22 protein-coding genes and 2 tRNA genes are annotated in these 23,003 nt (G+C 62.9%); 9 read left to right on the forward strand and 15 right to left on the reverse strand.

Annotation, left to right across the window (positions count from 1 at the left end):
• Positions 1-142: 142 nt before the first annotated feature.
• From ACIQC9_RS02940 to ACIQC9_RS02975, 8 genes are all read right to left on the reverse strand, one after another.
• Positions 143-1,603: an N-6 DNA methylase gene (locus ACIQC9_RS02940; protein ID WP_400612222.1), complete on the reverse strand. Its 1,461-nt coding sequence runs from the start codon at positions 1,601-1,603 to the stop codon at positions 143-145.
• Positions 1,593-2,474, reverse strand: coding sequence for a hypothetical protein (locus tag ACIQC9_RS02945; RefSeq protein ID WP_400612224.1), 882 nt, complete (start codon positions 2,472-2,474; stop codon positions 1,593-1,595). Before ACIQC9_RS02945 ends, ACIQC9_RS02940 begins: the two co-directional genes overlap by 11 nt.
• The gene (locus ACIQC9_RS02950) at positions 2,471-5,836 is read right to left on the reverse strand and encodes an AAA family ATPase (protein WP_400612226.1); all 3,366 of its coding nucleotides are present in this window, start codon (positions 5,834-5,836) and stop codon (positions 2,471-2,473) included. The genes ACIQC9_RS02945 and ACIQC9_RS02950 overlap by 4 nt, the downstream gene beginning before the upstream one ends.
• 585 nt (positions 5,837-6,421) lie before the next feature.
• A tRNA-Thr gene (locus ACIQC9_RS02955) sits at positions 6,422-6,525 on the reverse strand.
• Positions 6,526-6,536: 11 nt separating this feature from the next.
• Positions 6,537-7,229, reverse strand: coding sequence for a helix-turn-helix domain-containing protein (locus ACIQC9_RS02960; protein WP_400612228.1), 693 nt, complete (start codon positions 7,227-7,229; stop codon positions 6,537-6,539).
• A gap of 69 nt (positions 7,230-7,298) precedes the next feature.
• Entirely contained in the window at positions 7,299-7,835 is a 537-nt protein-coding gene (locus tag ACIQC9_RS02965; protein ID WP_400612230.1) for a hypothetical protein, read from the reverse strand.
• A 360-nt stretch (positions 7,836-8,195) separates the two neighbouring features.
• Complete coding sequence (locus tag ACIQC9_RS02970; protein ID WP_400612232.1) at positions 8,196-9,299, reverse strand: restriction endonuclease; 1,104 nt, start codon at positions 9,297-9,299, stop codon at positions 8,196-8,198.
• Between the two features lie 77 nt (positions 9,300-9,376).
• Positions 9,377-10,567 (reverse strand): DUF3644 domain-containing protein, encoded by a 1,191-nt coding sequence (locus tag ACIQC9_RS02975; protein WP_400612234.1) that lies wholly within the window; start codon positions 10,565-10,567, stop codon positions 9,377-9,379.
• A gap of 102 nt (positions 10,568-10,669) precedes the next feature.
• On the opposite strand from ACIQC9_RS02975, the gene ACIQC9_RS02980 reads away from it, so the two are divergent.
• Complete coding sequence (locus tag ACIQC9_RS02980) at positions 10,670-11,218, forward strand: hypothetical protein (protein WP_400612236.1); 549 nt, start codon at positions 10,670-10,672, stop codon at positions 11,216-11,218.
• A 728-nt stretch (positions 11,219-11,946) separates the two neighbouring features.
• On the opposite strand, the gene ACIQC9_RS02985 is transcribed toward ACIQC9_RS02980, so the two are convergent.
• Positions 11,947-13,551 carry a hypothetical protein gene (locus ACIQC9_RS02985; protein ID WP_400612238.1) on the reverse strand — a complete coding sequence of 535 codons (1,605 nt, stop codon included), beginning with the start codon at positions 13,549-13,551 and terminating at the stop codon, positions 11,947-11,949.
• Between the two features lie 253 nt (positions 13,552-13,804).
• Between ACIQC9_RS02985 and ACIQC9_RS02990 the strand changes: the two genes are divergently transcribed.
• Together ACIQC9_RS02990 and ACIQC9_RS02995 are read left to right on the forward strand one after the other, a co-directional pair.
• On the forward strand, positions 13,805-14,068 hold the full coding sequence (locus ACIQC9_RS02990; protein WP_400612240.1) for an excalibur calcium-binding domain-containing protein: 264 nt from the start codon (positions 13,805-13,807) through the stop codon (positions 14,066-14,068).
• A 72-nt stretch (positions 14,069-14,140) separates the two neighbouring features.
• The gene (locus tag ACIQC9_RS02995; RefSeq protein WP_400612242.1) at positions 14,141-14,491 is read left to right on the forward strand and encodes a hypothetical protein; all 351 of its coding nucleotides are present in this window, start codon (positions 14,141-14,143) and stop codon (positions 14,489-14,491) included.
• Here ACIQC9_RS02995 and ACIQC9_RS03000 read toward each other — a convergent pair.
• The 3 genes from ACIQC9_RS03000 to ACIQC9_RS03010 all read right to left on the reverse strand — a co-directional run bounded on the left by ACIQC9_RS03000 (position 14,459) and on the right by ACIQC9_RS03010 (position 15,707).
• Positions 14,459-15,076, reverse strand: coding sequence for a GIY-YIG nuclease family protein (locus ACIQC9_RS03000; RefSeq protein WP_400612244.1), 618 nt, complete (start codon positions 15,074-15,076; stop codon positions 14,459-14,461). The genes ACIQC9_RS02995 and ACIQC9_RS03000 overlap by 33 nt on opposite strands.
• A gap of 22 nt (positions 15,077-15,098) precedes the next feature.
• Positions 15,099-15,305 carry a helix-turn-helix domain-containing protein gene (locus tag ACIQC9_RS03005; RefSeq protein ID WP_400612246.1) on the reverse strand — a complete coding sequence of 69 codons (207 nt, stop codon included), beginning with the start codon at positions 15,303-15,305 and terminating at the stop codon, positions 15,099-15,101.
• 87 nt (positions 15,306-15,392) lie between these two features.
• Positions 15,393-15,707 (reverse strand): hypothetical protein, encoded by a 315-nt coding sequence (locus tag ACIQC9_RS03010; protein ID WP_400612248.1) that lies wholly within the window; start codon positions 15,705-15,707, stop codon positions 15,393-15,395.
• 231 nt (positions 15,708-15,938) lie between these two features.
• Here ACIQC9_RS03010 and ACIQC9_RS03015 point away from each other — a divergent pair, with 231 nt between their 5' ends.
• The 4 genes from ACIQC9_RS03015 to ACIQC9_RS03030 are packed head-to-tail and all read left to right on the forward strand — an operon-like array spanning position 15,939 to position 18,517.
• Complete coding sequence (locus tag ACIQC9_RS03015; RefSeq protein WP_400612250.1) at positions 15,939-16,292, forward strand: DUF3489 domain-containing protein; 354 nt, start codon at positions 15,939-15,941, stop codon at positions 16,290-16,292.
• On the forward strand, positions 16,289-16,516 hold the full coding sequence (locus tag ACIQC9_RS03020) for a hypothetical protein (RefSeq protein ID WP_400612252.1): 228 nt from the start codon (positions 16,289-16,291) through the stop codon (positions 16,514-16,516). Before ACIQC9_RS03015 ends, ACIQC9_RS03020 begins: the two co-directional genes overlap by 4 nt.
• Positions 16,509-16,940, forward strand: coding sequence for a DUF2924 domain-containing protein (locus ACIQC9_RS03025; protein ID WP_400612254.1), 432 nt, complete (start codon positions 16,509-16,511; stop codon positions 16,938-16,940). Before ACIQC9_RS03020 ends, ACIQC9_RS03025 begins: the two co-directional genes overlap by 8 nt.
• A complete protein-coding gene (locus ACIQC9_RS03030; RefSeq protein ID WP_400612255.1) occupies positions 16,937-18,517 on the forward strand; it encodes a recombinase family protein in 1,581 nt (526 codons plus the stop codon). Before ACIQC9_RS03025 ends, ACIQC9_RS03030 begins: the two co-directional genes overlap by 4 nt.
• Here ACIQC9_RS03030 and ACIQC9_RS03035 read toward each other — a convergent pair.
• Both ACIQC9_RS03035 and ACIQC9_RS03040 read right to left on the reverse strand, forming a co-directional pair.
• Positions 18,463-19,626 (reverse strand): hypothetical protein, encoded by a 1,164-nt coding sequence (locus ACIQC9_RS03035; RefSeq protein WP_400612258.1) that lies wholly within the window; start codon positions 19,624-19,626, stop codon positions 18,463-18,465. The genes ACIQC9_RS03030 and ACIQC9_RS03035 overlap by 55 nt on opposite strands.
• 334 nt (positions 19,627-19,960) lie before the next feature.
• Positions 19,961-20,050: transfer RNA gene (locus ACIQC9_RS03040), tRNA-Ser, on the reverse strand.
• A 134-nt stretch (positions 20,051-20,184) separates the two neighbouring features.
• Here ACIQC9_RS03040 and msrA point away from each other — a divergent pair.
• Complete coding sequence (msrA, locus tag ACIQC9_RS03045; protein ID WP_400612260.1) at positions 20,185-20,832, forward strand: peptide-methionine (S)-S-oxide reductase MsrA; 648 nt, start codon at positions 20,185-20,187, stop codon at positions 20,830-20,832.
• Positions 20,833-20,835: 3 nt separating this feature from the next.
• Positions 20,836-21,177, forward strand: a complete 342-nt coding sequence (locus ACIQC9_RS03050) for an MmcQ/YjbR family DNA-binding protein (RefSeq protein ID WP_400612262.1) — start codon at positions 20,836-20,838, stop codon at positions 21,175-21,177.
• Here the strand turns inward: ACIQC9_RS03050 and ACIQC9_RS03055 are convergent.
• Positions 21,174-22,982, reverse strand: coding sequence for a DUF885 domain-containing protein (locus ACIQC9_RS03055; protein WP_400612264.1), 1,809 nt, complete (start codon positions 22,980-22,982; stop codon positions 21,174-21,176). The two genes, ACIQC9_RS03050 and ACIQC9_RS03055, sit on opposite strands and share 4 nt — an antisense overlap.
• Positions 22,983-23,003 lie beyond the last annotated feature (21 nt).

Below are 23,003 nucleotides of genomic sequence, written 5' to 3' on the forward strand. Positions count from 1 at the left end.
CTGTGTCCGCGCCATTGCGCTAGGAGCGGACCCTGGTTTGGTTCCAAGTACCCGACGCTAACCGCCCCCCCACCGTGGAGGTACGAGATTTGACCTTTCTTATGGTCGCCAATGGCAAAACCGGAAGCATCTGATCACGCTCTTAAGGGCGTTCGTCGAGCTGCTGCTCCACAGCCCGAATGGCATCCGCAGCCGCCTCAAGTCGGTCGATGATGTCGGTCGCGATCGATGCGGGGGGCTCATCCTGCGCGGCATGCGCGCCTTGGCCGATTATGCCGATATCCAGACTGCAGCGCTCGGAGGCGAGCACCTCAGTGACAGCGAACCGTTTGAAGCGCTCCGACTCCTTACGCGCCCGTCTGCCCTTTCCGCCGTATCGCTCCACGAAGTCCGTCAGGGCCTCATCTGTGAGAGGGTCAGATCGCAAACTGAAGCGGTGACCACTTCGAAGATCGTAAGTCCAAATGCTGCCGGCCTCACGACGGGATTTGGCGGGCTTGCGATCAAAGAACAGGACACTGGATTTCACCGATCCCGCATAGAAGATACCCGCGGGGAGGCGGAGTAGGGTGTGAACGTCAAATCGCTCAAGAAGAACGCGCCGGATCGCTTCACCTGCGCCGCCTTCAGAGAGAGTGCCGTCTGGCACAACGACGGCGGCACGACCGGTCGGTGCAAGAATCGACATTACATGCTGAAGGAAGTTGAGCTGTTTGTTGCTGGTCGTCGCGACGAAGTCGTCGCGACGATAGACGAGGCGGTCGCTATCGGACCGAGATTCATTCGTGAAGGTCATTGAGCTGCGCCGACCGAATGGTGGATTTGTGAGCACCACATCGAAGATCGGCTCGGGAGAACTCATTAGCGCGTCCCCGACCCGTATATCGATCTCCTCATCCGTGATGCCACGAAGATGTAGGCTCATCAGACAGAGGCGTGCGGTGTCCGGGACAATCTCAACGCCAGCGTACACTGAGCGACCTGACCCGGAGGGCGTCTTCCGATCGGTGCGTTCCGCAATGAACCGGCGAGATTCGAGCAAGAAGCCCCCCGTCCCGCACGCGGGGTCGCATATTCTCTCACCCATTCTGGGTTCGACAGCCGCCGTGATGGCGCGGAGCAGGGGTCGTGGGGTGAAGTACTGGCCGGCGCCGCTTTTTACGTCCTCGGCGTTCCGTTCAAGAAGGCCTTCATAGATCGCGCCTTTTACGTCGACAGTCATGTTCGACCATCGTTCGGAGTCAATCAGGGTGACGAGGCGCTTCAGTTTCGCAGAATCCTGGATCTTATTCTGAGCACGAGCGAAGATCCTTCCGACAACTCCCGGCTGGTGGGCCAAAATCTGCAGCACGTCGATATATTTGGCCTCCAAATCCAGGCCCGAAAGTCCTAGGAGATCGTTCCACCGAGCTCCCTTGGGGAGTTTCGAAATTCGGTTGGCGTCCCGGACCGTTTCATCTTCCATCTTGAGAAACAGAAGAAACGTGAGCTGCTCGACATAATCGCCATAGCTCACGCCGTCGTCCTTCAGGACGTGGCAATAACTCCACAGCCGCTGGACGATCGCGCGTACATCTGCCGGAGCTGATGGGTCAGAGGTCACGGTCGAAAATCTCCTGAACCCACGGAAATTGCTTGTATGCACCGAGAAAGATCCGGGCAGCGCTCGACAGCTCAGCCTTGCGTCTGACCCGCTTTATCAGTTCCGTTTTTGCGTTTTGCCTACCCACGGCGTCGCCTGCCTGGTCAGCTTGCTGACCGGCCTCGACGAACGAGCGAATATCGATAGCCAACTGTTTTCGTTCGCGGACCAAGGCGGCTTGATCGAGGTGGTAGAGATCGATGCTGCATAGCACCCGCGCTCGCGCTTCACTTGCGGGGTTTTCGTCCACCGGTGCCGGATAGCCATTGGCGAGATAGGTGATCATTTTGGTGTCGGCATCCACAAGCGGGTCCAACAGCCGCGGCCGGTCGTCGGGGTCACCCTCGGCCCCTTGACGTGGAGGTGGTTCGAGCACCGGGAAAAAATCCTGCTTGCCGCCGACGCGGCCGGTTTCAACGTCTCGCCGACGGGAGTTGCAGTAGGTGCATGACAGCCGAAAGTTCTTCCAGTCGAAAGCCCGCCACCAATATCCGGGATGATCCGGCGCGCCGTGCACCCGACCCTTAGGGCGAAAATGGTCGATCGGATTGTCGGACCGGACCTGACGCTTCTCGCAGTACCAGCATTTCTCGTCACTGGCCCGCATCAGCGCCGGCGCAGCCTTGCCCCATACGGACGCTTTCTGGGCGACCGCCTTGTGGAGAGCTTTCATCGCGACGACCTCGGCGGCCTCCGGCGTGGCTCCCTCAGCCGCAGCGGCATCCCTCGCAGCCGTGGTCTTATCGATCACGTGTTGTCGCGCCTCTCCGACGATCGTGTCCCAGTCGGGCGGTAGTTCCACCTCGACGTCTTCACACAGAATGTATCTCACGCGGAGCCCACCTCTTCCGCATCAATCTTGGCAAGAATTTCATCGGTTTCGGCGGCAAGCGCCGCCATATCCGCCGGCTCCAGAAATTCTTCTTGGAGAAGTGTCGCCGCCTTTCCGCTGCGTGCGACGCCTTGCAGGAAGGCCCGGAAATAGGGGTCCGAACTCGCGGTCCGGAATCCCAAAGCATCAATCTGCTTGGTGACTTGGTCCAGGGCTTCCTGCTCGCCGGGCTCCAACATATCCTTGCCAGCCAGCACTGCCTGAGTGTGCAGTAGGTCGAGCGTCGGGCGATCTAAGTCGGAGCCAAACCCGAACATCTCACTTGTGAGAATCCCTGTGAACCCTAGTCCACGCGGGTTTTCCGAGGCAGGCCGCCACTCACAGCGGCCCTCCGTCTGGGACCGCTTCAGCAGATGAATCTGTTCCTTGTCTTGGGCGACGATTACCAGAGGATCGTGCGTGGACATGAGGATCTGGCTAGTCGCAAGATCCTCCGTCTCTTCCTCCATGATTGAGCGGAGAAGTTCCAGATAGTCGATAGACCAGTGCGGATTGAGGTGGGTGTCGGGTTCATCCAAAAGCACCAAGGAGTCATGAGACCGCGTGAACCTCAATAATCCAAGTACGGTTAGCAGTTGCTGCTCACCTTCGCTCATCTCCCGGAAAGTGATCGGCGTCTCGACATGGTTTTCGCCCTCTACAAGGACGCTCACTTTCACTTCCCGAACCATTCGGGAGAAATCGGCGCTTTCAAGAGCCAAAAAGAAGGTGCGGGCATTCGGATATTCTTCCGCGAGGAGACGCAGGTGGGCCGCGTCAGGAATGAGGAAGTGAAGCTGCTCTTCTCGGGTCTGGCGGAAGCCTTCGTCGATAACGGCTTGGATGCGCAAAGGCGCGATCGCAATGCGTCGAAGCCGCTCTAAGAAATGGCGCACTACACCGGTCGCACCCCAAAAGGTCGTCGCGTCCTCACCGGGCCGTGCCCAGTTGGGCTTGCGGATTACGAAAACGGCCGCGCCGAAGCCGAGAATCCGGAGACGCTCCCTTAGGAATTTGCTGATGAGCTCATCTTCCTTATGGAAGAAGCCGAGCATGACATATTTCGCGTGGTGGGTTTCGGCGCAGAAAAACCGTCGTTCCTCCAATAGCCGCAGCATCTCGGCGGGATCATCTGACGCACTGTCGACCAGACGATGGTAATGCTCGCGGTCGAGGGGCAGGAAATGTTCGGCCAACCGGTTTGTCGGACCCGAATAGTATCCAAATACGAAGCGCGGAAGCGGGATCGCAGAGCGCTGGATCGGCACTAAACGGGGGTCATTCTCTCCCACCCCGCTGGCCTTGGCCTTGAGGCTTCGCTTCCCTTCCGGTGACCAAGAGACCTCAACCGTTCGTCCACCGATCTCGTACCGAACGGAGTAGGCGAAGTCTGTTGTGGGCAGCTTTCCTCGCGCCATCGATAGGTCGCGGAAGATGATTACGAGAGCCTCGAAGAGGTTGGACTTACCAGTTCCGTTCCAGCCCAGCATGATATCAATGGCATATTCGGGATCGAAATCCACCCGATAGTCACGCAGATTCTTGAAGGCGCCGATCCAAAGGCTGAGAAGTCGAAACCGGTGACCGGGCGCGCGGGAGGATTGTTCCGCAGGAGCCAAAAACACCTTGGGAGCCTCGATGAGCGGCCCTCTCAACGTCTTAAAATGTTCGAGGAGAGCCGGATCCGCTAGGATTTGCTCGTAAAACCGTCCCACATCCTCAGCGCCATAGTCGGAGCCGTCGAGAAGCGCCGTAGCGTCCGCCTGAGAGCCGAGCCGCGTGAGCGTCTCCGCGATGGTTGAATGTTTGGGTGGCGCCATCGTGTTGGTCCTACCTCTGGGTCGGTTCAGCTTGGTTTCGGTCTCGGCGTCTTCGATCGCCCGCAGTTCCACCTCGATATCGCGGAGGAGGCCTCCGACCGTCACGTCCTTGCGGTCTTGACTCACTAAACCTCCGATTGCCGCATTGGCGATGATTGCGCGTCTCAGTGAACCGAGGCGCTCTAACGCCTCGGTGGCGGCGAGCTCCGCGTCGGCAATCCGTGCCAAGGCAGTGTCCAAGCGCTCCACAATGATCGCCTGTTCTGCCTCGCTCGGAATGGGCGTGATGAACCTTCCGAGCTGGCGGATGGAAATGTGCTGGATTAGGCTGCCGGTATTCTGGCCTTCCAAATAACGACGGAACTGCGGCGACCGAAGAAGGTGATAGAGGAACCTGTTGGACAGTCCTGCCACCTCAAGCCGCGCTAGCCGTTGGTTTAGAATACAGGTGTCGTCTGAGCTTGTGATGCAGACCCTGCCAAGGAAGTCGTCGTTCAGCGACTGGGCCGTGAGATTCATGATCACCTCGCCCGGTCCTACCGCGAGGTCGGGGCTACCCGCCGCTAAGGCGTCTGGCAGCCGCCGAGTCGCGCGTGGCGGCCATACGATCGAGCCGTCCGCAGCCAGATTCCCGGGGCGGAGCAGGCGGGTGCCTGTCTCGACGTAGTGTTTGCTGGGGAAAGCGCGTCCGGACTGCTCGAACCCGACGGCCGCCCACGGCACGTGCAGCCAATCCTCGTGTGTGCCGTCCACGACGGCGTCGTTAAGAAGCCCCCTCGGTGGCTGCCTGGCGTCCATGCTCCCCGGCCTGCCAACAACCCGCCTTTGCAACTGGCGGCGTTCCAGCTCCTGATGAACCCGGGCCAATTGCTCGGTCCGACTGGACGCCGCAGGATGCTCGGCTCGCCAGTCGGCCGTCAGTTCGCCTGCGAAAGCGCGCTGCAGGATTGAGCGACGATAAGCTTGGGTCCTAGCGCCGACTTGTTGAACATCTTCCGTGGCCTCTCGGATTCGGCCGAGCATCAGCCGCGCCCGGCGCGCGATGCGGGTCTGTTCACCCAAGGGAGGTACTGCAAGTTTAAATGCGGCGAGCTGCGCGTGGGAGATGCGCGGATACAGCGAAGAGCTCGCGGCAACTGAAGCAAACGCCACCACGTCATCGGCCAGGAGTCGGAAGGCGAGCCAATCCGGATCTATGTTCCGCAGGTTGCGAAAAACCAAGAACTCGGTTGAGCAGACCCCGTCGAATGTCGCTCGCCAAACCTTATTCAAGTTTGGTCGCAACCGTGCGTAAAGCACGTCACCGCTGCTGAATGCGGTCGTCTGACTTTTGACGTCAGCGCCCGAGGACGAGAGCAGCTGGCCCGTGTCTTTCTCGACATCCCCCAAGCCAACAAAAGTCAGCCCCCGCGCCGACCGCGGGTCAACTCGATCACGTCTAAGCCGCGTAACCGCACCCAAGCTTGTGCGTAGCCAACCCTCGGGCGTTGCGACCTTGGTCATCCGTCGGCCAGAGACGCGATAATCCCCACCTCTTCCAACGGATTCCACAATCCTTCGGCCGCGCACATCATGGGTTCGTTACGTCCTTCTCTGCGGGCCTGGCAAGAGCCAGCGGCGTAGCGGCAAGAGGAAGATGTATTCGACCTGATCCGCCTCTTGCCCCGATCTAACGGACGATGTCTGACATCCCCAGAAGCGGATGTCAGACATCGCCGCTTTGAGTCAGTAGCCGCCGTTCGGTTGCGGTCCCGCACGTGAGTCCGCTCATGACTCTTAGGAGAAGTTCGCAACGTCCGCTTCGTAGCAACTTGGCGGAGCTGCCCTGCGAAGGCGAGCTCCTGCTCATTGCAGAGAATGGCAGGTCAAAGGAAGGCGCGTAGCTCTAGGAGAACGAGACGCTGATTTCAGTGCCTGCCGCGCCGATCCAGGCAAATGGCACGATTGCCTTCTTAGCTAGGCCTCAATCCTCGTCAGCGGCCGGAGCCTCGATCCAGAACGCCTCGACCGCGGCGGCGTATGCAGCGAAGTCCGCGAGCAACATGGGAATTCCGGGAGGCCTCGGGGGCTGATAGCGCTGAAGGTGGCTGGCGGCGGCGGGACTTGAACCCGCGACCTCCCCGCCCATACTAGGGGAGCGACCCACCTAGATTGTAGAAAACGGGGGCTCCAGCCGGCTGAGCTACGCCGCCACGGGGCCCCTTTACTCGGTGGTTTTCACGAGCTGCAGCCTAGGCTTCTTCCGGGCGATGCGGTCCCTCTCGTCGGCGTCCCGCTTTTCGCGTTCTGCCAGCTTCTCCTCGGCAAAGGGCGCCGCCGCGGCGATGAGGCCCTCGAAGCTGTAGAGATTGGTGTCGCTTCCGTACCGGGTGTTGCGACGCTCGGTTCGGGTCAGGAGCCCGAGGGCCTGCAGGGCGGCGACACGCTTCTGGACCGTCCGCGGCTTCACGCCGATCGCCTTGGCGATCGTGGCGACGGACGGGCAAGGCAGGTTGTCGGCATGCCACCAGTAGTTCGACAGGTGCAGGACAATGTTCATATCGATCGCATCGAGGCCCAGGGCTTCCTGCTTCTCGATGATGATGCTCGGAATGGCGTTCCAGCCGGCCGCCATCAGCGGCTTCGTCCACTTCGCTTCGTTCTTGCGGAGCGCTTCAGCCTCGGCGGGCTTGATCGCGGTATTGGTCATGGTGGAAACCCGTGTTCTGTTGAGGCGAATATCCGCCTGTGCAGCTCCCACTTCAATGGGTGCGGTCTGTTCTGGGGGTGCATGTGGGGACGCCCCCGCACGAATCCCAAGACGGGGATCGGATGAATCCTGGTGCAGCGAGCGGGCGCCGCTTGGTGCACCCAAATCAGGACGTTCCGTAACCAGGACGAACGCGTCGAGGATCAACAGGTCAGAGCAATAAGGACAATAGCGGGGGCGAACCCCGAAACACCCGGTCGGCCCCGAGCAAAGGACTCAGCGCACTTCGACGCTGGCCGCCAGTTGGTCGAGCTCCGATGCTTCCGGTACACGACCAAGCTCGACCATCTTGCGCAGAAGACCGACAAGGAGGCGGCTCGCGAAGAAGTATGCCTCCGGCAAGCTGGCCCGGTCCACACCCGTGCCGTGGACGACTTTGGAGCGGATCACATAGGCCTTCTTGATCTGCGCGAGGTGCGCGGCCTTTTCCGATCGGTCACCATCGAACAGAATGGCCGCATGAAGGGCGATGCGCCGGCTTAGCTCCGCTTCGATCCCAAGAAGACCCTCAATCCCGGCCCAGAGGAGCATGATCTTGGCGTCGTCGTCGAAGAGGTAATGGGCGTTGTTATAATAACGTTGCGCCGCCTGAAACCGGCCATTGCCGAGCATCGCGTTAAACCGTCCATAGTTGTCCGCGGCCCATTGCAACTCGGCTTCCGTGGCCCGAGGAACCTTCGGAAGCGCGTTGATGACGAGATTTCGGTTGGCGAGAGTGAACTGACCGTCGGCGACGCTGTAGAGCGACATCATCGGCGATCGGCATGCCAGCGCGAGCAGGCTGAAGTCCCAGAGCGCGTTCCAAGACTTGGCGGCCAGTGCCTTCCCACCATCGACATGCTCGATGCGCAGGGAAAAAGCTGGCGAGCGGCTCCATGCCCAGGATGGTGACGGCGGAGCGCAGCTGCCCCATCGTTGAGCCGAAAGACGGCGGATGCTTCGGTGTTGCTGGAGAGACGGTAATGCCGGGCGCGAGCGAGAACTCCTCGCCCAAGGTTAGGCCGTGGCCAACGATCTGGACTTGCGTTCCTGTTCCTGCAGAGATCGAAACCATCAGTCGCTCCAGGCTAGTGTGGCCTTGTCCGCGCGCTTGTTCGCGGCGTCCTGAAGTTATCATGGGCGCTTCGGTTGTTGCGCGTGGTGCAGCCAAACCTGCAAGTCAACAAAGTCCTTTAGGGACATCTGTCCCCTAAGATCGTGCGCAAAGCGCGTGGCAGGCTCCGAAAAGAACGACGTTGTCAGCACGACCGCGCCGTTGGCGCGCTCATGCTGAGCGACGCCGTGAACGCTGCGCACCACCCCGACGCCGACCGACCTGTCCGGCGCATAACGCTTGCATTCGACCAGGAAGAGAAACGAGCCCAAGCCGTCCTTCTTCACGGCGTAAAGGTCCTTGCCGCCATCCCGCGTCTCGGACGTCAGCTCGACCTCGTAACCTTGGCGCTCAAGCAGTTCGGCCGTGAGTTCCTCGAACTGGCGGCTGGTCAGGCTATATACCTCGTCAGGAAACCGGCTCAGATGCTCGATCAACTCGTTGCTGATAAGCCGGACATCTGTGAAGAGGCGGCGACCGTTCGAGTCTCGACCGCTGAGCGATCGCCCATCGAGGCCTATCAGGCCGGTGGCGCGCCAAGGCGCGACCAGACGTTCGATGTCGTCCAAGCTGGCACCACCGCGCAGTTGGTCAACCAGCACCTCCGCGAACAGAGGAACCCCCCGGCTTGCCTGCAGAAGTCGATCAATCGCCCCCGGCGGTGCGGCCTCGCCGAGCCGTTCCGTCACGAGGCGGGTGATGGCGTCGCGTGCAAAAGGCTGCAGGGTGATCCGATGACCTACGTCCTTCGGCTCGCGAGTCCCGACGAGCGTGGAGAAACTCCATGGCCCGGTTCCGAGCCGGTTCACGGTCTCAAGGATGTCGCCTGTGTCCAAGTCTTCGGCCCTATCGATGACGAGCAGGCTCTGGCCGGCGGCGGCGCGAAAGCTACTGGCGATCAGCTCGATGGCGTCTTGCGGATTGAAGCCACGCCCGCCATCAATGAACTCGACCACACCGCCGAACTGCTGGCGGTAGAGCTCGGCCGCCATCTTCAGCAGGGTTGTCTTGCCCATGCCAGGGGCGGCGACGACCTCGGTGATGCTGCCTGGCGAGCCGATCATCTGCAGCACCGTGGTGAGCTCGGGCGAATGCGCCGTGGCAAGTGGCGGATCCATCGTCATCCATTGCTGCTCGAGGGCCGACCGAGGCCGCCGCTCGCCGCCGCTGGACGGTGTGCTCCTCCCTCCGGACACAGGCATCACTGACCCGCCAGAGCCGCACGGACGTGGTCGAGCCATTTGTCGTACCACCACCAGTCGCCGGGACGCAGTTCGACACCGAACTTGTGCTCTGGGTTCTTGGCGTCCACGGCCTTCCATAGGAGCTGATGGGCATACTGGTTGAACCCGCCGTAGCCCTCCTGCTGCATGGCCTCGACGATGTCCTTGGGCTTGTATTTTTTGCGCTCGGATTCCTTGACCAGCACGCTGGCGATCTGCTGGCCCTCAGCCGACTCTGGCCGGATGAACTCCACAACCTGGTCCGCCTTACCCTTTGAATTGACCGACCGTTCCACATAGGCGACCCGGTAGGCGTACTTCGGATCGCGGATCACGGCGTCTGGCAACGCGTCCTCGTAAGCAAGGTGCGCGGCTATGAGGTGGGGTGGCAGGTCCGTGTCCTTCAGCAGAAGGTCGCGCTGCGACTTGGCGATGCCGGCGAACTGCAGCGCGACGCCGAGCTCCTGATCAAGGCCGTGTTCGGCGCCGAACATCGTCTTGAGGGCTGCATTGAAGTTCAAACAGCAGGCCTGAAGCTTGGCGCTGATCATGTCGTCGATCCGACGCGTCATCTGATGCTCGATCTCGTGGCGGATCTCGATCAGGAACCTGAGGTTGGCCTTGGTGGCGTCGTCGAGTGGGCAGGCAGGATCGCCGAGGCAATGCTCCAGCTCCCAGTGCTTTTCGGCGCCATGGCGCGTCTTCATCACCTCGCCTGTTGCCCTGTTACGATGGCGATAATCGACGCCGGCCCGCCTGAAGTGGGCGTGCATCAAATAGGTCCAGGCGATCACCGCGGTAACGATGAACACTTCGGACTTGAAGAATGCTCGGGGGTTGTTGAAGCCCTGGACAGCGTGAAGCATCGCTTCGCGCGCTTTGATGAGAAGCTCCTCGCCGATCAGATGCAGGCCGCTGCCGTCCACGTTCGGCCAGGCGTCGAGGAAGTCGGCCAGTTCCTGCGCAGACGCGACGACGACGCCCCCGTGGGTCTTGCCGTCGCGGATGTCCTTGATCCGGCCGTGGTTGATGGATCGCGTCGGCCGCGTGAAATAGGCGAGGATGTCTTGGTCGGTCTTGCGCGGCGTTGTCGCCATCATCGCCTTGATGATCGCGACTTCCCAACGCTCCAGCTTGTTGTTCGGATTCCTAGCCATGACCGCCACCATAGGAGCGAAAGGCTAAGCTTATCCACCCATCAACAATGACGGCGCCACGGCATGTTCGGCCCAAATCTCACGAAGGATCAGCTTCACAAGATAATCGACGCGATGTCCGACCTGGACTTCGCGCGCCTCGTCTACTGCCAGGAGATGGCCGCAACCTATATGTCGGTGGGTCTGTTCGAAGACATGCTGATCTCCGCGATGCACATGTGCGACCGGGTGAAGCTCAAGAATATCCTTGGCGACGACACGGATCGGTGGGCCCAATCACTCGCAAAGAAGACCCAGCTTCGGGGCTCCACGCTTGGGTCGTTGATAAAAATTCTGGAGGGCCACGCGATCGCCGAGGATGATCTCCGGTATCTCAAGTGGATCAAGGACAAGCGCGACTACTTCGTCCATCGCCTGTTTCATGAAGGCGCTTGGCCGGGTGAACTGGATGCGGAGAGCTGTCGCCTGATGGCGCGGCGGCTGTCGGCTATTCAGATTTGGTTGTCCCGTGGGCAACGGAACATCTGGGCGATCTTCGAGCGGGCGGGCTTCGTCGAGCTGGACCGCCTGTCCGATGGCAGCTTCTTGGCCATGAACATGGGGGTTTTTGACCTGTTGGGCGCGCAGAGCCTGGAAGACGCGGCCAGCAACGTGGAAGACTGAACTGGAAGTGAGACACACATGTCGAGTTACGTGACGGGGGACATCTTTGTACGCTCACCCCCGGATCAGACTTTGAAGGCGTGGGCACCCCTTTGGGATTGCATCTCCATTCTGTTTCAATTCCAGAATTCCGACGTTGCGGACGGAGAAGAGGAGCTGCCGGAGTGGCGAATCTATTGGGTTGCGGGCTTAGCCCTTCTGAGGACCGTTGGCCATGTGCTGGCGAAGGTCGATGCCAAAACGTCGCCGAACCACGCGAGCGCCATTAGCGCGCTCTGGAAGAACCTTCAGGCGGACCGCAGGGCAACGGCGATCTTTTGGGACTTCATCGAGAAGGAGAGGAAATCTCCTCAAGACCTACTCCTTCGGCGCAAGACTTGCTTGGGGCGAAGATCAGTATGCCTACGTCGAATTCGAAGATGGGCTCGACGCGTTCGAGCTGTTTCGTGAAGCGGTTTACTGGTGGCGCCACCACTTGATGGCGCTCGAACGCGAGCTCGCAGCGCCTGGCTCAGACTAGTCGAGCTTGAACGTGCTTGATGCCCGCACGTCTTCAGGCGTAGCTCGCCGCACCGGGCCGCACCGGGCCGCACCGGGCCGCTTCGGCGCAGGGGCGCCTTCCTGGTTAAACCTCCTGATTCCGGCGCGATCCCAAGGGCGACTTCTGGCGCAGCTCAGCCGCTGCGACGGCAGGGCGGTCGCGTTCACGTCGAGCCGATGAGAGCTACTTAGGCCTTCATGCTCATGAGCGTGAGCTGGCGGTACGCGATGGGGACTGGGAAGCTGGCGTTCAGGCGATCGAGGTATTCCGCGCCGAGGTTAGAGAGCGGCGGTTCACCGACGACGATGAGCCGGTCGGGCTTAGTCGCGCCGGGCCACAACGCGTACTCGAGCAGCTGGCCTAGCGCCTCGCGCAGGCAGGCGCGGTCGTCGGGACCGGTCTTCACTTCGTAGAACCACAGCGCTGTGCCATGGCGAGCGACCAAGTCGATGGCGCGGCGGCCAATAGGCGGTTCGAGGATCACCTCGTCGCAGCCCTCAGCGAGCAATTGGAGTTTGAGGCGCCGCTGAATCTCAGCGTGCCGCAGATATATGTCGAGGGATCGTTCCGGGCTGGAGGCCCGGATCCATCGGCCGCCGTCGATCTCGCGACCCGCCTCGAGGCGCAGGGTGTCGAGGCCGCCCCGGTTGGCGAGTGGGGCCTGGAACGACGGGCCGGCCTCTACCCACTCCCACAGAGGCATGAGCGCGTCCAAGGTGCGGAGCGCCTCGAGTGCATCTGCGGAGTCGAGCGCGGTGTGGCGGCCTAGGAAGATGAAGACGCCGGCCCGCGCGAGCGCGGGTGAGATGGGTCCAGGCGGGAGATCCGGGCTTCGGTTGCTGCCCTGCCACCACCACATCGACAGCTCGGCGAACGCATCCGGATGCTCACGCATCCACGCGTTGAAGCGGGCGATCTTCGGTTCGAGCACCGATACGTCGGGCAGGGAGCGACTGGGTTCCAGAGAGAAGGCGACGCCGGCCCGGAAGCTCCGACGCTGGTCAGCGAGCGTGTCGAGGCCGACGTTGAACTGCAGCTCCTCCCGCCCACCCCGATGGAAGGTCCAATCGGCGGCGGGAGGCGGATCGCGGAAAATCCTTTTGGACGTCCGCTTCAGGCCGCGGAAATGGGCGCGGCGTTCCTGCAGGCGGCCGATGGCAAATGGCGCCGCCGCGGCCTCGATCGCAGAGAGCAGGGTCCGGAACCGGTCGAGCTCGGCGCCCGCGTCGCTGTTTGCGGTCGCGGTGAGCCCCTTATGGGCCAGCGAGGAGAGCTGAAGCGCTGGGAAGGCCTGCACGAAAGCCGCCGGGAGTTTGAACGCGTAGCCCTGCAAGGGGCGGACTGGCCGGTCTGAAAGCTCGAACGGGAAGTATTTCGCACCTGGCGGGAGGGCGGCAACCAACGCCTCAAGGTCTGACTTTGCGGCCCTTAGCACCGCGAGCGGCAGGGTCGCGCCGAGCTCTGTATAGTCCTCTAGCGGAACCTTATAGCCGGGGAGTTCGGTCGGCTTCGCGCCGCGCTCGCGGGCGTAGCTGCCACGCGCGGCCCAGACGATCGGCGCCGGAACCGAAGGGCCGGAAACCCGTGAGGCTGCGACGACCGCCGCCTTCCGCTTGTCATAGTGGAAGACCACGTCGCCCGGGCGTGCCGACCGGAACAGGGTGTAGCGCCAGTTGTCGCGGCCGGCGTCGTCGGCAAGCGGAGCGCGGAGGTCCGCGCCGATATCCGCCCGGTCCGTGGACTCCAGCCAGAAGCGCTCCTCCGGACGATCCTTCCACCAGTACGTGCCCATCGCGCTCCCCCGACGAGCCCAACAGAACCGCGTTGGGAGCGTCAATCAAGCCTCGCGTCCGCTATACGCTGCTACGCAGGCTCCGACGACCTTACGGTTAGCCGCTGAATGTCTGCTTCCTGGCCCTGACTCAAGGTCCGCTCTTGGCGCGGAGGCGCCGTTCACCCTGCTGGTCGACGGTCTGGAAACCTCGGTGTTCTATTCCGACTGAATGGCCCGGTATCCACGCAGATGGTCAAAACGATCAAAACGCATGCCCAAACCGACGCCGCTTTGGCTGTCGGGAACGGGGGCGTTCGCCATTGCCTTTGCCGGAGCGACGTACGTCCTCACACCGGATGCTCCCGGCAAGGCGGAGCTCCATCGAGAGTGGAGCAAGCGGACGACGGACCAACACTATTCCGGGTGCGGCCAAGCGCGCGCCAATAATCACGAGGACATCGCCTCGTGGGAGCCGAGCTACCGAGATCATATGGATGGCGATGGGGACGGGTTAGCTTGCGAGCCCTACCCTTGAGCGTCCGCCGACCTCGGAAGCGGACCTAACGAGGTTTGCTCGGCACAAGGTCCGGTTCTTGGATTGATGTGAATGACCGCTCTTGGCGCAGAACGGTTAGGCGCTTACGTCAAACTGGCGACCCCGGTCACCGAGGAAGTTCCAGCCTGCAGTGGTCGGCCAAAAGCCCTTTCGACCCCGACGCTCGACGTAACCGAGGACAACCAGCTTCTCTGTGCGGGAAACGTCCTCAGCTCGCGTCTCGTCAACGATATCCAGAAGCGCTTCTGTTTTCTCGGCATCAGTCATTCGCCGAAGATATTGCAGACGGCGTTGAGGGCAAGCTCCAGCGGTGCGTATTGCCGGCGGCCGGTCGCGCCTTGGGTGACTGGAATACGCTGGCCGACGCAGCTAACTCGCTGGCTGGCCTGCGGATCGGGCTGATAGCTTAACGCCCTCGAAGGCCCAGTATTCAGGCCCTCGCGCGGACGTCCACTCGAACCCCATCTCGCGCACCGCCTTCAGCGCCGCAGCTGACAGGCTCATCTCACTCCCCCTGAACGTCACCCGCCTCGGTCCCGAGACTGTGCAAGTCACCTCCGGGTTCTTCGTGAACGTCAGCACCGTCCCGGGCGCCAGCCCCAAGCCATCGAGCGTGATGGCTTCCTTGCGCGCCTTGACCTCTTCGATCGCGTCGCGCTGCTCCGGACTGATCGCCTGCTGACTATCGGAGAACTCGACTGGCCGGATCTCGACCAGTTGGATGATCGCCTTCACGAGGTCCGGATCGGTCTGGAAGAACTCGCGGTTCAGGCGCGTGCGCTTCTCGCCGAAAACAAAATGAAGCGTCTGCTCCAGCCGCCTACAGTCCGGCACGCGCGCGGCGTAAACGCATTCGAAGGGCAGGGGCGTGGAGGTGTTGTCCAGCTGGCGTAGCCGGATCTGGATATCGTCCTGCTGCGTCAGGCCGATCTTGACGTAGCCCGGCATGGACTCGTTGCGCAGGATATAGACGAACCCCTCGCTCATGCCGGCGACCCTGCCGGGAGCGTCAGGCGTCCGTGACCTTTCCGATCGTGACCTTGAGCGCCTTGGCCAGCCGTTCCAGAACGGTGACCGTCGGGTTGCGCAGTCCGCGCTCGACGCCGGAGACATAGGTGCGATGCAGCTCGGCCTGATCGGCGAGCTCCTCCTGCGACCAGCCTTTCGCCTCGCGCAGAGCCTTGATGTTGCGCCCGACGCGGCGACGGATGTCCATGCCCGGAGAGGGCGATGGCGCAGCCGATCGGACTACAGACTATGAGTCTCATCTGCGGGTGATCGCACCCGCAGATGAGAGGGTCAATCAGATCCGGGTTTCGGACTGGTGGGTGATACGGATCATCTTGCCATCCGCGCCGAACAGAATGGCGACGTGACGCCCTTCGGCGGCGATATAGATCGCCTCGGTGAACATCCACTGCAGAAGTTCGGAGCCGTCAGCCATGGCGCTTCGGGCGGACGGTTCGCCCAGAAGGGCGATCGCCTCGGCCTTTGTGGTGACGCCCGGCTTAAGCGTGCGCACTTCCGCCATCGTGAAGCGCGGTCCGCTGGTCATACAGCCGGCCAAGGGCTGGGCGAGGGCGACCGCAGCGATGAGGATAAGTGTTCTGGCCTTCATTTGGGCCTCCCGTTGATGCATCCGAAGAGTCTCGGACAGTCACGCATCGCTCCGGTGCTGCACTTAGTCAAAACCTCTCTCAAACAAGCCTTTAGGCGCTGGACTATGCATCGGATCAGAGCGCTAGTCGGGTCATCCGGCGAGCCGCCGGAGCAAGGCCGGCGGACCTTCGGGGTCTGACTGGCCTGTCCGGGTGAGAGCCGCGCCAACGGCTCGATCCAGGAGAGAGCCATGTCCATCAGAACCCGCAGTCCTTCGCCAAAGCCCGAGCCGGGCCGCGTACTTCGCGCGGCGCGACGCGCCAGTCGACAAGGCGCCACGCACCCGATTGCCCGTATCCCCGTTGAGCCCCGTTCGGCCCCGGCGCCGGTCGTCGGCAAGCTCGGGCTTCTCGTCAGCCTGATGCGCCGTCCCGAAGGCGCCAGCCTGCAGACCCTGTGCGACGCGGTGAACTGGCGGCCCCATTCAGTGCGGGGCGCGCTGGCCGGGTCGCTCAAGCGCACCCGCGGTTACCAGATCGCCTCGGACCGGATCGACGGCGTCCGGGTCTACCGCATCGCGCCCGAGGCGGAGGCGCTGGCGTGATCGACAGACGCTTCGCCGAAGAGGTGCTGGAGAGGCTGTCGGTGGCGGTCTCGGATATCCTTGAAGAGACCCACCCCATCACGTTTGATGCGGTAATCGGCGGCGACCTGAGCCGCGAGGACCAGATCGCCGAAGCCGGCGACGACATCCTGACCCTCGTTCGCGCCATGCGCGTGTTCCGCCGCCGGGCTGGCGTCGAGGACTGGGGTCGGCGTCATGACTGATCTGGAGACCCGCATTGAAGCGGAGGTCGCCGCACTGGTCCCCATGGGTCTGGAGGAGCTGCGAGAGGTCTGGCGCAAGCGCTACGGACCGCCGCCCAGGCTGCGCTCCCCGCAGTTGCTTCGCCTGAACTTGGCGTGGCGCATTCAGGCCGACGCCTTCGGCGGGCTGGATGCAGAAACCAAACGCCGGCTTCGAAGAGGCGGCGCGGGAGCGTCTGCGGCCGACCGGCTACAGCCGGGGGTGCGGCTCATGCGGGAGTGGAAGGGGGTGCCGCACGAGGTGATCGTGGAGGAGGGCGGCTACCGCTACGCCGACCGCAGCTACCGGAGCCTGTCCGAGATCGCCCGCGAGATTTCCGGCACGCGCTGGAACGGGCCCCGGTTCTTCGGACTGCGTGAAGCCGAGAAGGCGAGGGCCGCATGAAGCCGAAGACCGTTCGCTGCGCCGTCTACACCCGCAAGAGCTCGGAGGAGGGGCTGGAGCAGGAGTACAACTCCCTCCACGCCCAGCGGGATGCCTGCGAGGCCTATATCCGTTCCCAAATCGGCGAGGGCTGGAGCTGCCTGAAGACGGCCTACGACGACGGCGGGGTTTCCGGCGGCACCATGGAGCGGCCGGGCCTCAAACAACTGCTCGCCGACATCGCCGCCCGGAAGATCGATGTGGTGGTGGTCTACAAGGTCGATCGCCTGACCCGGTCGCTTTGGGACTTCGCCAAGATCGTGGAGGTGTTCGACAAGCACGGCGTCTCATTTGTGTCGGTGACGCAGTCATTCAACACCACCTCGTCGATGGGGCGGCTGACGCTGAACATGCTGCTCTCGTTCGCCCAGTTCGAGCGCGAGGTCACGTCAGAGCGGATCCGGGACAAGATCGCGGCGTCCAAGAAGAAGGGCATGTGGATGGGCGGCGGCGTGCCGCTCGGCTACGAGGCCGAGGGACGCACGCTCAGGATCCACGAGGAAGAGGCGCAGACGGTCCGGCACATATTCACCCGGTACCTCGAGCTCAAATCGGTGCATGCCCTCGTGGCTGAGCTGAAGGCGCAGGGGGTCCGGTCCAAGTTGTCCATGTTCTCGACGGGACGGCAGCGGGGTGGTGTGCCTATCGATCGCGGTGCGGCCTACAAGCTGCTCGCCAACCCGGCATATCTCGGCAAGGTCCGCCACAAGGACGAGATCTACGACGGGCTCCATCCGCCGATCATCGATCAGGCGCTGTTCGATCAGGTGCAGGCGCAGCTCAAGTCCAATGCCGTGAAACGCACGACCGGCTCGGCGCGCCGGACGTCGTCACCGCTGATGGGCAAGCTGTTCGACGAGAACGGCCGGCCGATGACGCCGACCTTCACCGGCGGGCGGGGCGGCAAGACTTATCGATACTATGTCTCGACCGGCAGCGTGACTGGCAAACCGGGAAAGGCGCGACGGTTGCCCGGACCTGATCTGGACAGGTTGGTTGCAGAAACCGTCTCTCGGCTCTGCCCCGGCAGCTGCGCGGGTATTGGCAAGGTCGTCCTCCGGGAAGACGGGGTTGATCTCTTGCTGGCGTCGGCGACGACAGAGGCCGCCCGGCTGTTCCGGCAGATCAGTCCGAACTTGGCGAACGGCGAGTATGCGTCCGAAGCCGAAGGCGGGGTGCTCGTTACCCTGACAGGAAGACTGAGTTTCCGGGGAGGCCGAACAATCCTGCAGGGCGCGGCCCAAGCGAGTGTTATTCGGCCCGACAGGGCTTTGGTCAAAGCGCTTAGAGAGGGACACCGACTTGTTGGCCCCGCGATAATCAATCAGCGTCAGCCCATCGGACCCAAAAGCACCTACGAGCGGCGCCTGGCTGCACTCGCGTTCCTCGCTCCCGATATTCAGGCCTCTATCCTGAAAGGTACCCAGCCAGCCTCGTTGACGCTCGCAGATCTGATGACGGAAATCCCTCTGTCATGGGCGGGTCAGCGCAGGCTATCGGGACGCCAGAGGGACCTTTTGCCTCGCTGCGAACGGTGAAGCAGCCGTTGCGCCTTGGCGGACCCGAACCGCCCGTCTCGGTAATACAGACCCTCCGTCCTGATGCCGAGGACGGGACAGACGAAATACGGTTTCGGGTTTTTCTGCTGACCGTAGACGATGTCGACCGTTTGGGTGTTCTCGACCTCTCCTTCGAACGAGCGGACGATCGCAAAGTGGCGTTCGAACTTTCGGTCAACGCACACGTGGGTTCGCAGCGTCGCGGTTGGCAGGTCCCACAGAAGGGCTTCAGCCCACAAGTTCTCCGGGTCGAACTTGTTCATGCGATTGAGCTCACTCAGCAGCAGGCTGGGGTATCTGTCGATGAAATCGTTCGGACTGGTCGTCACGCGCCCTGCCGGCTTGGTTGGCGACCTCTTGCGAGCAGTCTGAACCCACTCAAGCAATCCGGCGACGATGATATGCGGAGAGATATATCCGCTTCTGCGCTGTCGTTTCGCAGCGGCCTGAGTTCCAACCTTCTCACTTGCTCTGCGAACCTTTCGCCCCGGTTTCTGCTGCTCCTCAAGTGAGCGCAAAAGAACGGCGCGAGCCTGTGGGGTCAGATAGGCCCCCCTTCGTGCTAGATCATTTAGACGGCTGACGATTTTGCCCTTGTTCGGCTGTCGGGCCGGTCCGCGTCCGTCTGTGCCAGCGAGTCGCCTGCAAAGACGCTGGGCCTCCAGTTGCTCCCGCTCCTCCCAACCGGCGCGGGAAGTGTAGGGCAGCTGTAGCGCATGGCGGCTCCTGAGCTCGCCTCCGTTCAGATAAAGCGCGGTGACTGGTCGTTTGGTATAGCCGCAGCGAAACAGATACCGCGTACCGAACGTGTTTTCGACCGTCTTGATGGGGAATACCTGTTCCTTGACTTTTCGCCCCCAGCGGATTCTTGTGAAAACCGCTGGCACATCGGCCAAATACTTTATTTCTATGGATCGACCGTCGACATCTAGGACGAATGTTTCAAGCGATCTGTCATCGAAGACCCCGCGCCTGTTTAGCTCACTCGCCAAGATGGCGGGGTGGTCCTCGAGTAGGTCGTCGTATTGAAAGGGATTTGGCCTACGCCCCATACTACCACCCAAGCAGGAATCCGTTGTGTCAGTCAAACAAGTTCTCCCGCGTCACTGGGAATAGGCCTAAGAACTAGCGCCAAAGTCGGCCACCCGGCGTTCAATCGCGCGGTTACATCTCTGTAACCGGACAAACGGTTGGATTATCGCAAACGACTAATGGGCTCTGACAACGCTAGTCGTGGCTTAGGACAACGCTGAAACCGTAGCGGCGGGGGGCGCTCAGAGAAACCCGCGCCTATTTTGCGCGCAAACGCGCGAAGCGTTGGACGTAGGAACGCAGCTCGCCCCAATATTGGAGCGCGAAGCTCCCGCTAGTATTGATCTATTTGATTCAAGATCTGAGAGAGTAAATCTCGCCCAAAGGCGGTGGCGGACAGAGAGGGATTCGAACCCTCGGTACGCTTTCACGTACACACGCTTTCCAAGCGTGCGCGATCGACCACTCCGCCACCTGTCCGTTTCCACGACGCGCGTGAACCCGCCGGAAGGTCTCTCCGGCGCGAGGCGAGGCTGATAGAACAAGCCGCCCCCCTCGGCAAGCGGCGTGTGAAGGCCCATATGAGGGGAAAGCCGAAAGACTGGAGTTTCACCATGCTGTCCCAGAAGACCACCATGCCAACACCCGACACCGCCCTGCCGGGACGGGCGACGCCTCTGCATACGGACGAGGTCCATTATGTGAACGGCCGGCCGCTGAAGGGGCCGTATCCGGAGCGGTTCCAGACCGCGATCTTCGGCATGGGTTGCTTCTGGGGCGTGGAGAGGATCTTCTGGAAGCTGCCGGGCGTCTGGGTGACGGCGGCGGGGTATGCGGGCGGCCTTACGCCGAACCCGACCTATGAGGAGGCCTGCACCGGCCGCACGGGGCATACCGAGGTGGTTCAGGTCGTCTTCAATCCGGCCGAGATCAGCTACGACGAGTTGCTGAAGACCTTCTGGGAGAACCACGACCCGACGCAGGGCATGCGTCAGGGCAATGACATCGGGACCACCTACCGGTCGGCGATCTACTATTTAAATGACGAGCAGAAGGCCCAGGCTGAGGCGTCGCGAGAAGTCTATCAGCAGGCCCTGACCGCGGCCGGGCGGGGCGAGATCACGACCGAGATCGAATCCGCAGGCCCGTTCTACTTCGCCGAGGACTATCATCAGGCCTATCTGGCCAAGGTGCCGAACGGCTATTGCGGCATCGGCGGGACAGGGGTGACCTGCCCGATCGGCGTCGGCGTCACGACCTGAGCCATGGATCGGGCGGGGGTGGGCAAGGTGTGCCTGGCGTTCCCGGGCGCCACGCTGGACCATCCGTTCGGCGAGCATCACGACGCCTATCGCATCGGCGGCAAGATGTTCGCCATGGTCGGCGAGACGGGCGGCATCTCGTTCAAGGTCTCGGACATCGCCTATGAGGTGCTGACCGAGGATGGCCGGGCCAGGCCCGCGCCGTATCTGGCGCGGGCGAAGTGGGTGAACCTGCCCTCGATAGGCGACTGGCCGGACGACGAACTGGCCGAGCATCTGGCCATCGCGCACGCGATCATCGCCGCGAAACTGTCGAAGAAGCAGCGGGCGGCGCTTGGGCTTTAGGGCGCCGCCGGCCGAACCTTCTCCTCCGCGATCCAGCGATCCATGCGCTGGTCCAGCAGGCCCAGCGGCAAGGGGCCGTCGACCAGAAGGGCGTCGTGGAAGCGGCGAACGTCGAAACGGTCGCCCAGTTCACGCTCGGCCCGGGCGCGGATTTCGCGCAGGCGGATTTCACCGATCTTGTAGGCCGTGGCCTGACCCGGCCAGCCGATGTAGCGCTGGAGTTCGGTCTCGATGTTCAGCGGGGCGAGGGCGGAGTTGTCGCGGAAGCAGGCGCGGGCCTGTTCGATGTTCCAGCCCAGCGCGTGGATGCCGGTGTCGGCGACCAGACGGCAGGCGCGCCACATCTCGTAGGACAGGCGGCCGAACCGCTCATAGGGAGTCCGGTAGAAGCCCATCTCCTCGCCGAGGAACTCGGCATAAAGGCCCCAGCCCTCCGTGAAGGCGGTGACGTCGACGCCGCGGCGGAAATAGGGGCCCTCGGCGGCTTCCTGCTGCAAGGCGATCTGGATGTGGTGGCCGGGGACGGCCTCGTGCAGCGTCAGGGCCGGCAGCTCGTAGAGCGGGCGCTGGTTCAGGGCGGAGGTGTTGACCATGTAGCCGCCGGCGACCCCGTTCTTGAGCGACCCCACGAAGTAGCGGCCAGTGGTGTAGTTGGCCTCGATCTCGGCCGGGACGGGACGGACGCCGTACGGGGTGCGGGGCAGGGTTCCGAACAGGGCGGGCAGGCGATCGTCGGCCCGCTTGGCCATCTCCGAGGCCTTTTCCAGCAGGTCCTCGCGGGTGGTCGAGTAGAACTGCGGGTCGCTGCGCAGGAAGGCGAGGAAACCGGCGAAGTCGCCGGTCCAGCCGGCGGCGCGCATCTCTTCGTCCATGCGGGCGCGGATGCGGGCGACCTCCTCCAGGCCGATCTGGTGGATCTGGTCAGGGGTCAGGTCAGTGGTGGTGAAGCCGCGGGTCAGGAAGTCGTAGAGCTCGCGTCCACCGGGGCGGTGGACGAGGCCGAGGGTTTCGGGCGCGCGGGGCAGGTAGTCCTGACGCAGGAAGCGGGCCCATTCCCGCCGCTCGGGCATGACGCCGTCTGCCACGGCCCGGGCGGCGCGGGCGCGGAGCTCCGCCTGTCGCGCCGCCGGGATCGAAGCGGGCAGGGTGGCGAGGGGTTTCAGCAAGGGGTCGGTTTCTGGCGTCAGCTTCGCCTCCGGCTCCATCAGGCTGAGGGCGTTCTCGACGGTGGGGCGGGGCTGGACGAGGCCGGTGTCGAGGCCGCGCCGGGCGCTGGCGAGAACGTCGCGATAATAGGCGGGCAGGGCTTCGAGGCGCGTAACGTAAGCCACGGCGTCAGCCTCGTTGGCGATGCGGGTGGAGCTGGCGAGGTAGCCGGCGGTCTGGCCGGGGCCGCCTTCGGAGTTGAAGGCGTCGAGACGGCCGGTGTCGAGCGCGATGCGGTCGCAGGAGCGTTGCAGGACCCAGATCAGGAAGGCGTGGTTGATGCGGTCTTCGTCAGACAGCGTCGCCGGGTCGAGGGCGGCGAGGCGGTCGGCGAAGCCTTTCAGCACCGGCTCCTGGGCGACCTCGAAGGCGCGGGAGGCGTCGGGCAGGCGGGACAGGGCGGCGCGGTCGCCCTCCGAGCCCGCGGTGATGGGGTCGACCTGCCGCAGGTAGGCCTCGTAGTCGGCCAGGATGGAGGCGAGGGCGGGGTTGTCCGCGTCGCGGCGGGCGGCGGCCTCTGGCGCCGCGGCCTGGGCCAGAACGGCGGGCGCGGCGGTGGAGAGGAGCGCGGCGGCTCCGATGGCAGCGATAATCTTCATGGTGTCCCTCCGACGCGGGCG

Origin of the sequence: Brevundimonas sp. NPDC092305, from assembly GCF_044755415.1 — a bacterium.
In the GTDB taxonomy this organism is placed as follows: Bacteria; Pseudomonadota; Alphaproteobacteria; order Caulobacterales; family Caulobacteraceae; genus Brevundimonas.